The following is a 12,466-nucleotide window of genomic DNA, read 5'->3' as shown; positions in this document are numbered from 1 at the left end:
TTTTCCTCTGGTTTTTTAGATTGATTTTTATAAAACATTTAAGGTTATCAGTATTTTTCATACACCAAGTTTTTAAACTTCTCTGTATTTCGATAAAATTTTGTTTTCTAATAAATCTTTAGTTATTACATTTCTTCTAATATTAGTCATTTGATAATCTCTATAGTTTGCTATGATATGTTTTTCTGTTTTTCTGAAGGCTTTCATAATTTTATTATAGATTCATTAGTTCTGCGAACACTTAATTTAAAAGTTAATAGTTTGATATCAGTATAGGAATATTAATTTCTTATAATGGTAATCATTTTGTCGAAATACCTAGTTGCTATAATCTATTAGAATGAGATATTATATAAATAATTATCTTATTTTGTCGATAATATATTTAGAGTAAAGAATGGGGGTATTATGTTGAAAATTTATATTGAAAATCAAATTTTGGAATATGAAAATAATAAAGATGAAATTGACAATATACTTACTGAGATTGATGATATAATTACTAATTCATCTAAAACGTTGAGCTATATGATAATAGACGATTTTGAAGTATTTAATAATTATTATGATTATTTTTTAGATAATATTAGAGTAATAGAAAAAATAGAAGTGGTTTCTGTAACATACAAAGAGTTAATAAATGATATATTAAACTCTACATTAGATTATCTCGAAAGAACTCCGAACTTAATAGATGAGCTAGCTAATAGTTTCTATAAAAATCCAAATAGAGAATCTTGGAAAAATTTGAATGATCTGTTAGAGGGAATTGGATGGCTAATAGATACTTTTTCTTCAATAGATCGAGATAAAAGACTTAAAGATATAGTTTTAAATTATGAGAATTGGAATCTTTATGCTGAAGGAATATTTTCAATTAAGGAAATATTAGGAGATTTTGAGGCTGCTCTATCTAACGACGATTATATCTCTATAGCTGATATATTACTATATGAAATTTCACCAAAATTTAAAGAAATGGCAAAAAATCTATTAGGATTAGTTAGTAGGGAGGCTGCTTTAGATGGTCTTAGTTGATAATATAAATATACTTAAAGAGGCATATCCTTATACCTGGAGAAAATTCAAAGATCTGGAAGGAAGTATTAATGTTAACTTAGTTCAGTTTGAAGATACGAAGAAAGGTGATAAGACTTTATATGTGGAAAAAGATGGGAAGAAGGTATATTTACATAGTAAATATGATCCAATTAGAGAATCAGAAGCCATATTAGATGAATATAAAGAAGTTCTTAATGATACGACAGTAATCTTTTATGGGATAGGTTTAGGTTATCATGTAGACTTATTTCTTAAGAGATATCCTAATATAAATTATTATATATATGAACCTATACCAGAAATTCTGAATGCATATTTATCCTATAAATCCATAAAGAAAATGTCGTCATCAAAATTAAAAGATATAGTATTAGGAGATGATGAATTAGATATTAGAAATTTCTTTAGCCAATTTATAGATAAGTCTAATAAAAATATATTACAGATATCTTTAAATAGCCATATAAAAATTTTTCCTGATAAGTATAAAAAGTTTATAGAACTGTTTAAAGAAACTATGAAAGACAAGAAAAGTACTGTAGGTACAAATCTTGTATTTCAAAAAAGATGGATAATAAATAGTATGAAGAATTTTGGCGAAGTATTATCTACACCAAATATTATTATAGAAAAAAAAGATGAGTTTAAAAACAAACCTGCAGTATTGGTAGCTGCAGGACCTTCATTAAATGAAGAAATAGAAAATCTTAGATATATTAAAGAAAATGGATTAGCTTATATATTCAGTATAGGATCTGCTATAAATACACTTATTCATCATAATATATATCCAGATGCTGCAACTACATACGATCCTGGTGCCTTTAATCAAAATGTATTTAAAACCATAAAAGAAAAAGATATAGTAGAAGTTCCGATGATTTTTGGATCTAGTGTTGGGTTTGAGACTATAGAGGACTACCCTGGAAGAAAATATCATATATTAACTAGCCAAGACTCGGTATCAAATTATTATCTTAAGGATAAGGATGAAAAAATTTTTAATATAGTTCAAGATGCATCTACTATAGCAGTGGTTACTATGCAATTACTATATAAATTAGGGTTCAATCCTATTATATTAGTAGGACAGAACTTGGCTTATAGAGGTAGGGAACAGCATTCAGAAGGTATATCCTATAGTAACAATCTTACTGATGAAGAGATTGAAAAAAGTGTGAGAGTAAAAGATGTTTATGGTAATGAAATATTAACTAGTGAAGGCTTTAACTCCATGAGACAGCAAATGGAGGCCTATATAAGAATACTTCCTAACGTAAAAGTAATAAATACAACTAAAGGTGGAGCTAATATAGAAGGAACAGAATTTATAGAATTAAAAAAGATAATTAATATGAACTTAAAAGAAAGCATAGTAGAAGAGGACTGGCTAAATACACGTAAAACAAATTATGATAAAGATTATCTAGAAAATCAAGCTAATAAAATGGATAAAGCTTATATTAGAACCTTAAAAATAAATAAGGACTATAATAATATCCTAAATAAAATAGAAAAGTCAATAAACAATAGAAAATTTTCTCAAACGGAAAATCTCTATATTAAATTAGATAAAGAATTAAGGAAAATTGAGAATAATGATTACTATAAGACATTTATATTACCAATGAACAGAGTGCAATACAAGATATTAGTAGATAGTATAGATAGCTTAAATGAAGAAAAAGATCCTTATGTAAAAGGTAAAAAAATTATAGAAAGTTTCAAAAACTTTATAAATATATGTGATAGAGATATAGAAATGATAAAGCCAATATATGAAGAAATGAAAGAAAATATTGATAAATTTTGCAGTAAGTAAAGTGAGGGATAAATGTGCTAGACAACAAATCTATTTTAATAACAGGTGGGACAGGTTCGTTTGGTAAGAAATTTATTGAAATGGTATTTGAAAGATATAATCCTGCGAGGGTAATTATATATTCAAGAGATGAATTTAAGCAAGATGTGGTAAAAAAAATGTTTTCATCTAGACTAACTAAAGATCAATTTTCGAAACTTAGATTTTTTATAGGAGATGTAAGAGACAAAGATAGACTATATAGGGCATTTAAAAATGTGGATTATGTAATTCATGCTGCTGCAATGAAACAAGTACCAGCTTGTGAATACAATCCTTTTGAGGCAATTAAGACAAACATACATGGAGCACAAAATATAGTAGATGCAGCTTTAGATTGTGGTGTCAAAAAAGTAGTTGCTTTATCCACTGACAAAGCAGTTAACCCAATTAATCTATATGGGGGAACAAAATTAGTGTCTGATAAACTATTCATATCAGCAAATGCATATTCAGGTGGAAAGGGAACTATATTTTCGGTAGTTAGATATGGAAATGTAGCTGGTAGCAGAGGTTCTGTAATACCTTTTTTTAAGGAATTAATTGAAAATGGAGAAAAAGAACTTCCAATAACAGACCTTAGGATGACAAGGTTTTGGATTACATTAGAGGAGGGAGTAGAGCTTGTGTTTAAGGCCTTAGAAGAATCTAGAGGTGGCGAAACTTATATCTCAAAGATACCCTCATTTAAAATAACTGATTTAGCTAAGGCAATGTTTCCAAGTTGTAACTTAAAAGAAGTTGGTATTCGAGAGGGAGAAAAGCTACATGAAGTAATGGTAACTAAAGATGACTCTAGGATGACCTATGAATATGATAAGCATTATATAATATATCCATGTTTTGACTGGTGGAATTCTGAGAGAGATATGACGCCAGGAGGAAAGTCTATTAAAGAAGGATTTGAATATAATTCAGGATCAAATAGTGAATGGTTGAGTATAGATGAACTAAGAAACCTTTTAATAAAATTAAACATGATGCCATTTAACTATGACTACATTAATGAGGTAGCAACGACTAGAAATTTAGATTAATTAGAGTTTATTAAGACTGGAGGAATAAGAAATGAAACCAGCAATTTTAGGTGGGACCCCTATAAGAAATAAGCTATTACCATATGCGAAACAATATGTAGATGATGAAGATTGTTTTGCTGTAAATGAAGTTTTAAAATCTAACTTTTTAACAACTGGTCCCAAAGTAAAGGAATTTGAAGAAATAATAGCTAATTATGTAAGTGCCAAATATGCAGTATCATTTTCAAATGGCACTGCTGCTTTACATGGAGCCTGCTATGCTGCAGGTATTAAATCAGGAGATGAAGTAATCACTACTCCTATAACTTTTGCAGCATCAGCAAATTGTGCTCTTTATATGGGAGGAACTCCTGTATTTGCAGATATAGATGAAGAGACATTTAACATAGATGTAAATGAAATTGCAATGAAGATTACTGATAAAACAAAAGCAATAGTTCCAGTTGATTATACGGGACAAGCAGTAGATATAGATGCTATTAAAGATTTAGTAAAAGGCACTGACATTATAGTGATTGAGGATGGGGCTCATTCTTTAGGAACTAAATATAAGGGAACTAGAGTAGGCAGTCTTTCTGACATGACTATGTTTAGTTTTCATCCAGTGAAGACTATAACAACTGGTGAAGGTGGAATAATAACAACAAATAACGAAGAATATTATACAAAGTTAATAAATTTTAGATCTCATAATATTACTAGAGATATTAATCAACTTGAAAATAAAAATAGTGGTGAATGGTATTATGAGCAACTAGATATTGGATTTAATTATAGGATGACAGATTTTCAAGCAGCATTGGGACTGAGTCAAATGAAAAAGTTAAATAAATTTATAGCTAGAAGAAAAGAAATAGTAAATAGATATAATGAAGCTTTCAAAGAACTTGATGGGGTAATTCTCCAGAAAAATGCATATTTCTCAGATACAGTAAATCATTTATATGTATTAAAACTTGATTTGCCTAAACTTAAAGTGGATAGAAAAGAAATATATAATGCGCTTATAGGAGAAAATATCGGAGTGCATGTACATTATATACCAGTTTATTGGCACCCATATTATCAAAGATTAGGATATAAAAAGGGATTATGTCCTAAGGCTGAGGAGTTGTACAATACATTGTTAACAGTGCCTTTATTTCCAGCAATGAGTGATGAAGATGTGGAAGATGTAATCAATGGATTTAATAAGATTATCAATTATTATAGAAGGTAGTGTGTAGAATATGAAAAGCGTAGCAATTATACAGGCCAGAATGGGTTCAACAAGACTTCCAGGAAAAGTAATGAAGAAGATTTCGGATAAGACCGTTTTGGAACATGTAATAATTAGAGTAAAACAAGCTAAAGAAATAGATGAAGTAATAGTAGCAACAACTGTTAAAGAAGATGATAATTTAATAGTAGAAGAGTCGAAGAGATTAGGAGTTAAATTCTATAGAGGGTCTGAAGAAGATGTACTATCTAGATATTACCATGCAGCTAAGGAGAATAATGGAGATATAGTGGTAAGAATAACCTCGGATTGTCCTTTAATAGATCCAAATATAGTTGATGAACTTATTATATTTTATAAAAATAATAAGTTTGATTTGGTAACTAATGCAGGTTCTGATGTAACACAACGAACGTATCCAAGGGGATTAGACACAGAAGTATTTTCATTTAAACAACTAGACGTAGCTTATAAAGAAGCTACTGAAAGATATCAAAGAGAGCATGTAACACCATTTATCTATGAAAATGGTAATAATGTATTTTATTATAAAAATGACATAGATTATTCAAAACATAGATGGACATTAGATACAGAGGAAGACTTTGAATTGATAGCAAAGATATATGATAAATTATATATGGGAAAACATGATTTTTATCTCAATGAGATAATAGAATTATTTAAAAGACAACCAGAGTTGTTTAATATAAATGAGCATATAGAACAGAAAAAATTCTAGTAGTTAAGATGTAAGGGGTCAATTAATATGATAAATATTGATAGTTATAAATTAGTGAATGTTACAGAGAATGATTGTGATTTGATATTTCAATGGTCTAATGATAAGGATGTTAGATTAAATTCATTTAATTCTAACCCAATAAAATATGAAGATCATATAAAATGGTTTAAAGACAAGATGAAATCAAATGACTCTATTATGTATATTTTTAAAGTTTGTGATGGTAAAGTTGGTTTAATTAGATTGGACAAACTAGAGAATAATACTTATATAATTAACTATAGCATTGCAAGAGAGCATAGAGAAAAAGGATATGCAACAATATTATTAAGATTAGTAAAAGAAAAATACAAAGATAGTTTTTTAATAGGCAAAGTTAAAAAAGAAAATATAGCTTCAATAAAAGCTTTTATAAAGGCTGAATATATAATGAAAGAAAAACTAGATATGTATATATTTTATTCTTCTAATAAAGAAGAATTATGAAGGGAGTAAAAGTCTATGTTTGATAATAAAGTATATATAGTAGGAGAACTATCAGCTAATCATGGGCATGACATACAAGTAGCTAAAGATACAATAAAAGCTATCAAAGAAGCAGGAGCAGATGCAGTAAAGATTCAAACGTATACAGCGGATACAATTACAATAGATTGCGATAATGAATATTTCAAAATAAAGCAAGGGACATTATGGGATGGAACAACATTATATAAATTGTATCAAGAAGCATATACTCCATGGGAATGGCATAAAGAACTCTTTAGTTATGCAAAGGAAATAGGTATTACAATTTTTTCTTCTCCATTTGATAAAACAGCGGTGGATCTGTTAGAAAGTCTTAATACGCCAGCATATAAGATAGCTTCCTTTGAAATAACGGACATACCTCTAATAGAATATATTGCATCAAAAGGAAAGCCAGTGATTATATCAGCTGGAATAGCAACAATAGGAGAAATAAAAGAAGCAGTAGATACATGTAAGAAAATGGGTAATGATGATATTATATTATTGAAGTGTACAAGCTCATATCCAGCACCATATGAGGATATGAATATACTCACGATACCAAATATGAGGGAAACATTTGGAGTAAGCGTAGGACTGTCAGATCATTCTATGGGAAGTATAGTAGCCTTAGGGGCTGTAGCCTTAGGAGCTAAATTTATAGAAAAACATGTAATATTAGATAGAAGCATAGGAGGACCTGATGCAGAATTCTCAATGGAAATAGAAGAGTTCAAATCAATGGTACAAGAGATAAGGAAACTAGAAAAAGCATTAGGTAGAGTAAACTATGATCTTAATGAAAAAGTATTAAAAAATAGAGCTTTTTCCAGATCGTTATTTTTTACAGAAGATATCAAAGCAGGAGATATAATAACTGAAAATAATATGAGACCAATAAGACCTGGGTATGGAATACATCCAAGATATTATTATGAAATATTGGGAAGGAGAGTATCAAGAGATATTAAAAGAGGGACACCTGTTGATTGGAGTCTTGTAGAGTGAAAAATGTTGTAATTAGAACACTAGGTGGAAAAGGAATAGGATATGGACACTTTTATAGGTGTCTTTCTTTAGCTAAGGCTATTAAACGATTAGAAAAAGATGTTAATATTACTTTTATAATAAATCACGAGCTGATAAGTTTAATAAGTAATACTGAATTTAAATTTATAATGAGCAATAATTTAGACAAAGATCACACGATAATTGAGAAACTTAACATTAGCTTATTTATATTTGACTCATACTTAGGAGAGAATGATTATCTTAGAAAGATGAAAGAAAAATCTAAACTTATGCTCATAGATGATAACAATGATATATATGATTCATCGATACCAGATATTATTTACAATGGAAATATACATGCTGGAAAGTTGAGATATCCAGATATTAAAGGACAATTAAAGTTATTAGGACCTAAATATTTAATAATGAAAGAAGAATATTGGGATAAACATAATGAAGGAACATTAAATAAAAATGGAATTTTAATTACAACGGGTGGTACGGATGAATATAAGATTGTATTAAAAATAATAGATGCAATTAAAGATTTAAGTATTAAAACTAGAATTATTATTGGACCTGGATATAAAGATAATTATATTAAGGAGATTGAAAATGTAAAGACTGAAAATATAGAATTGATCTATAAACCACTTAGTTTGAAAGAATATATATTATCTTCAAAAATAGTAGTCACTGCTGGAGGTAGTACTGTTTATGAGATTCTATCACAAAAAAGCATTCCAATTATATTTAGTATAGCTAACAATCAAGATTTTATATGTAAAGAATTAAGCGATATAGGGATTGAATACTTAGGTAAGCATCCAAATATTGAGTATCATTTACTAGATAAAATAATTAAAAAAATACAATATGATAAAAGATATAAAAATGATGAAATTTTTAATATAGTAAACAGAGAAGGAGCTTTATTAGTTAGCAAGATATTGCTTAGGGAAATCTAATTTTTGGAAGATGGGAGAATATATATGCCAGAAAAAATGAATTTAACTTTAATTACCACTAGACATATAGATATGCCAACAATTCAAGTCGAAGTAGATAACAAAAAATATTTTTTATACAGCAAATATAATCCCATTATAGATTCTAAGGCCTTTGCAGAAGAAACATATGATAGGAATATAGAAAACTATTTAATTTACGGCTTGGGGTTAGGATATCACATAAATGAATTAGAAAATTTAATAAAAGTTAACAATAAAAATTATCATATATATATAATTGAATGTAATAAAAGTATACTAAACTTAGCAATGAATAATGTTAACTTGAGTGGAATTTTAAATAACCCAAATATTACACTGTTTGTAATGGAAAATGAAAGAAAATTTTATGATAAGCTAAACAAGATATTATCTATAAAAAATATAAAAATAGCAATCCATAGACCTTCACTTAATATTATTCCAAAAGAGTTCATAGAGCTTAAATATTTATTTGAAGAATTTATGATGAAACAAGATACTATAGCTACATACCAAAGTATTTTAGATGAGAATTTTAAAGTAAATATTAAAAATTTTGATAGTAATGTGGATACTTTGTTTAATAAACTTAAAAATAAACCTTTATATTTAGTTGCTGCAGGTCCATCTTTGGATAAAAATATTCATGAACTAGCTAAAGTTCAGGATAACGGAATAATTTTATCTGTAGGAAGAGCTGTACGGCCATTATTGTCAGCTAACATTATACCAGATTATATAATAATTACTGATCCATCTGATTTTCTCTATGATATGCAACTAAAAGGATTAGATATAGATGTTCCTATCATAGTATTGTCTACTTGTGATAAAAATGTAATGCTGAAATATAAAGGACTTAAGTATATAGCATTACAAGAAGGATATTTAGCTGCAGAGGAGTATGCAAAGGATAATAATCACCTATTAGTGAAGACTGGGGGATCTGTAGCTACCACTGGATTAGATATAGCTATTAGAATGGGATGTAATCCTATAATATTCGTAGGACAAGACCTTGCGTTTACAGATAATAAGACTCATTCCAAGGATACTTTTTCAAAAGATATAATAGAGAGTAAGCGTTTAAGAAATGTAGAGGACATCAATGGAAATAGTATACAGACATCAAAAAATCTATATATTTATCTAAGATGGATACAAAATAGAATTGCTAAAGAAAATGATATAGAGTTTATAGATGCAACTGAAGGTGGAGCAAGGATTATGGGAACTAAGGTTATTAAGCTAAGGGATATAGTTTGTAAGGTTAATAAATGAATTATTAAGTAGATAATAGTAAAAAAAGGGTGACTAGATTTAAATAGATTTAGTTGTTTTTTTATTTATGAATTACCCACTTAGTGAATAGTATTCGTAGATAAAGAAATCTACAGTTGTTTGTATATTTTACTTTGAGATACTATTGCAATAATGGTTTTATAAAAGCAATATGAAAGAATAGATTTACCCATAGTTTTATGAGATATTCAATGTGGAATTTCCTTTATTTACTTAACTAAGAGTATTGTAATCAAATTAATTACTTTCTACTTAATTAGAATACTGTATAACTAGGAAAATATATATCGTATTCAATGGTATAACTAGTTTAAATATAGTTGGATAGATGAAATGATGGTTCTATATAGAAAATAAAATTATCCAAGAAAAGTTGTTAGAATAGACTGTTTAAAGAAAGATCTAAATTTGTCGATAATATTCTATAGGATTGGGTTATTTTAATGGAGGTAATGTAGATTGGATAATATTTTATTAGTTTTTTTAAATGACTTAGATAATGTTAATGAATTTAATAAAATAATAGATAAATTTGCTGAGAATAAATATGCCATGTATCTCTTAGATAATATTAAAGAAGATGAATATTTCTCAATGGATGATTTGCCACAGCTGGTGGAATTTTATAAAAATCAGCATGATAATGTAAATAAAGTAGTTGTATTATCAAATTCAAGGGATTTAATATTTTCATGGTATAGATGTTACAATTCTGTAGTAGATGATTTTATATACTTTATAGATGAAGATGATAAGAATTATTTTCATTCAAAAAATAGACATTTTGACTTTTTTCATAACTTATCTGAATTTAATGAGGTTAAAGAAGAAACTATTAATGGAAGAATATATCTAAACATTAACTTTACTAACTATAATAGAATAATTGATTTTTTAATTCAAGATAATAATTTTATCTATTTTAATAGCTTAAATAAATATGATTTTATTAAGTGTGAAACAGATAAAAAAAGTATATCTAAAAAATATATATTTAATGAATATGAGTACAATTTTGAAATAGATAGTATAAAAGATATTGAAACGATAAATGTATCTAAAACAAACAAAAAAGAATTAAAAATTAGTAATTGCTTTTTACAGGAAATACTGGAATGTATCTATATAATTCCATATCTAACAGTTTATTTTTATAAATCAAAGCAACAAATATTTACTGATTTATTGTTGTTGATTTATAAAGGTTTAAAAAAAGATAAAAAACAATATCAAGAAGAAATTTTTGAATATTTGTTTTCATATATGAATAATCATGATGCAGATTTTAAAGAAAAAATATACATTTCTTCACTATTGGTTATGATACACGGAGAAAATGAAAAATTAACAGAGTTTATGATGAAAACATTATTAGAAGATGAAGAATATATTGAATATCATTATGAAATAGTCGCAAATCTTATGTTTTATCATACTAATGAAAACTTAAAAAAACACGATAGTTATGAAATTGATAGAAGAAAGATAATTGATAAATTAGCCAAAAATAATAAAACTAAATTATGCTTGGATAATGGAAGAATTGGAGAAAACGATATAAAAAGAATTGCTATCGTAACTGATCAACTTTTAAGTATGTACCATTCACCAACAAGATGGACAATAAATTTTGTAAAGAGTATAAAAAATAAATATTCAGATGTTGAGATTAGTATAATAGTCGAGGACAATTTATATTGTAAGAGAGTGGAAAAGTTAATGCCATATTTTTATACATCGACAGAATCTATTGATTGTAAATTAATGCATAAAGCTGAGTTACTTAATTACGATGTTGATATTTATTACTCAGATAATAATACAAGTAGAAGCGAGAAACTTAGTAAAACAATTAAAAGAATTGAAGATTTTAGACCAAATGTTATTTTTTACAATACTCCTATTTCATTATCTGTGATGAGTCTTATTGATTATTATCCGGTTGTATATATGTCGTATAATGATTTTAATTTTACTATTCCATCACATATATACTTAGAAAGAAATAAGTTAGCAGTTATCAAAGAAAATGAAAAATGTAATCTAATTGATATGAATAATGTTTATGAATATAATCCTATAACCAGTCAACTTAATCCTGCAGTAAGCAAAAATGAAGATATAAAATCAAAATATAAAAGACCGGAATTTGGTATTAGTGATAAAGACTTTGTAATGGTTACAGTTGGTAATAGATTAGATGGAGAAATAAGCAACGAATTTATTGATATGGTAGTAGAATTTATGAAAGACAAAGATGAAGTAAAATGGATATTAGTTGGTAATTGTCAATTACCTTATTTAAAGAATAAATATTACAGTGTATTTTTAAAAAAAGTAATTAAGATTAACTATGAATATGATTTATTTGCACTTTATGAAATCTGTGATATATATTTAAACCCTATAAGAACTACTGGAGGTGGCAGTATTAATAGGGCTATGTATAAAGGACTTCCAATTGTAATATCATCTAATCATTCCGATTCTATAAATTATGTTGGATTTGAAAATACTTGTGGATATGAATTGAGTGATTTAGAAAAAGAAATGTACAAGATGTATACTAATAAAGACTATAGAGAAATCAAAGGTATGATTATGCAAGAAAGATTTAATATGTATCTATCTAAACGAGATGAGTACATGGAACAACTATGGCTTTATTTTAACAAAGCTATTTTTAATTTTAGAAATAAAGTAGAAAAAAAAGAGGGATAA

11 protein-coding genes are annotated in these 12,466 nt (G+C 27.1%); 10 read left to right on the top strand and 1 reads right to left on the bottom strand.

What is annotated here, in order from left to right; translation table 11 throughout:
• Positions 1-72: 72 nt before the first annotated feature.
• Positions 73-207, bottom strand: coding sequence for a hypothetical protein (locus KQI42_RS21180; protein ID WP_281420239.1), 135 nt, complete (start codon positions 205-207; stop codon positions 73-75).
• A 204-nt stretch (positions 208-411) separates the two neighbouring features.
• Between KQI42_RS21180 and KQI42_RS01540 the strand changes: the two genes are divergently transcribed.
• The 10 genes from KQI42_RS01540 to KQI42_RS01495 all read left to right on the top strand — a co-directional run bounded on the left by KQI42_RS01540 (position 412) and on the right by KQI42_RS01495 (position 12,466).
• The gene (locus tag KQI42_RS01540; RefSeq protein ID WP_216516047.1) at positions 412-1,038 is read left to right on the top strand and encodes a hypothetical protein; all 627 of its coding nucleotides are present in this window, start codon (positions 412-414) and stop codon (positions 1,036-1,038) included.
• The gene (locus KQI42_RS01535; protein ID WP_216516045.1) at positions 1,025-2,884 is read left to right on the top strand and encodes a motility associated factor glycosyltransferase family protein; all 1,860 of its coding nucleotides are present in this window, start codon (positions 1,025-1,027) and stop codon (positions 2,882-2,884) included. The genes KQI42_RS01540 and KQI42_RS01535 overlap by 14 nt, the downstream gene beginning before the upstream one ends.
• Positions 2,885-2,898: 14 nt before the next feature.
• Positions 2,899-3,960 carry a UDP-N-acetylglucosamine 4,6-dehydratase (inverting) gene (gene pseB, locus KQI42_RS01530; protein ID WP_216516042.1) on the top strand — a complete coding sequence of 354 codons (1,062 nt, stop codon included), beginning with the start codon at positions 2,899-2,901 and terminating at the stop codon, positions 3,958-3,960.
• A 31-nt stretch (positions 3,961-3,991) separates the two neighbouring features.
• Complete coding sequence (gene pseC / locus KQI42_RS01525) at positions 3,992-5,182, top strand: UDP-4-amino-4,6-dideoxy-N-acetyl-beta-L-altrosamine transaminase (protein WP_216516040.1); 1,191 nt, start codon at positions 3,992-3,994, stop codon at positions 5,180-5,182.
• Between the two features lie 10 nt (positions 5,183-5,192).
• Entirely contained in the window at positions 5,193-5,924 is a 732-nt protein-coding gene (locus KQI42_RS01520) for a cytidylyltransferase domain-containing protein (RefSeq protein ID WP_216516038.1), read from the top strand.
• Positions 5,925-5,951: 27 nt separating this feature from the next.
• Positions 5,952-6,413, top strand: a complete 462-nt coding sequence (locus KQI42_RS01515; protein ID WP_216516036.1) for a GNAT family N-acetyltransferase — start codon at positions 5,952-5,954, stop codon at positions 6,411-6,413.
• A gap of 15 nt (positions 6,414-6,428) precedes the next feature.
• The gene (gene pseI / locus KQI42_RS01510; protein ID WP_216516034.1) at positions 6,429-7,445 is read left to right on the top strand and encodes a pseudaminic acid synthase; all 1,017 of its coding nucleotides are present in this window, start codon (positions 6,429-6,431) and stop codon (positions 7,443-7,445) included.
• Positions 7,442-8,419 carry a hypothetical protein gene (locus KQI42_RS01505; RefSeq protein WP_216516032.1) on the top strand — a complete coding sequence of 326 codons (978 nt, stop codon included), beginning with the start codon at positions 7,442-7,444 and terminating at the stop codon, positions 8,417-8,419. Before pseI ends, KQI42_RS01505 begins: the two co-directional genes overlap by 4 nt.
• Positions 8,420-8,443: 24 nt before the next feature.
• Entirely contained in the window at positions 8,444-9,724 is a 1,281-nt protein-coding gene (locus KQI42_RS01500; protein WP_216516031.1) for a motility associated factor glycosyltransferase family protein, read from the top strand.
• A gap of 480 nt (positions 9,725-10,204) precedes the next feature.
• Positions 10,205-12,466 (top strand): glycosyltransferase family 4 protein, encoded by a 2,262-nt coding sequence (locus KQI42_RS01495; protein ID WP_216516029.1) that lies wholly within the window; start codon positions 10,205-10,207, stop codon positions 12,464-12,466.

Source organism: Tissierella simiarum (assembly GCF_018917865.1).
GTDB lineage: Bacteria > Bacillota > Clostridia > Tissierellales > Tissierellaceae > Tissierella_C > Tissierella_C simiarum.
The sequence above is the reverse complement of the archived record's forward strand: the minus strand, read 5'-3'. Positions and strand labels throughout refer to the sequence as shown.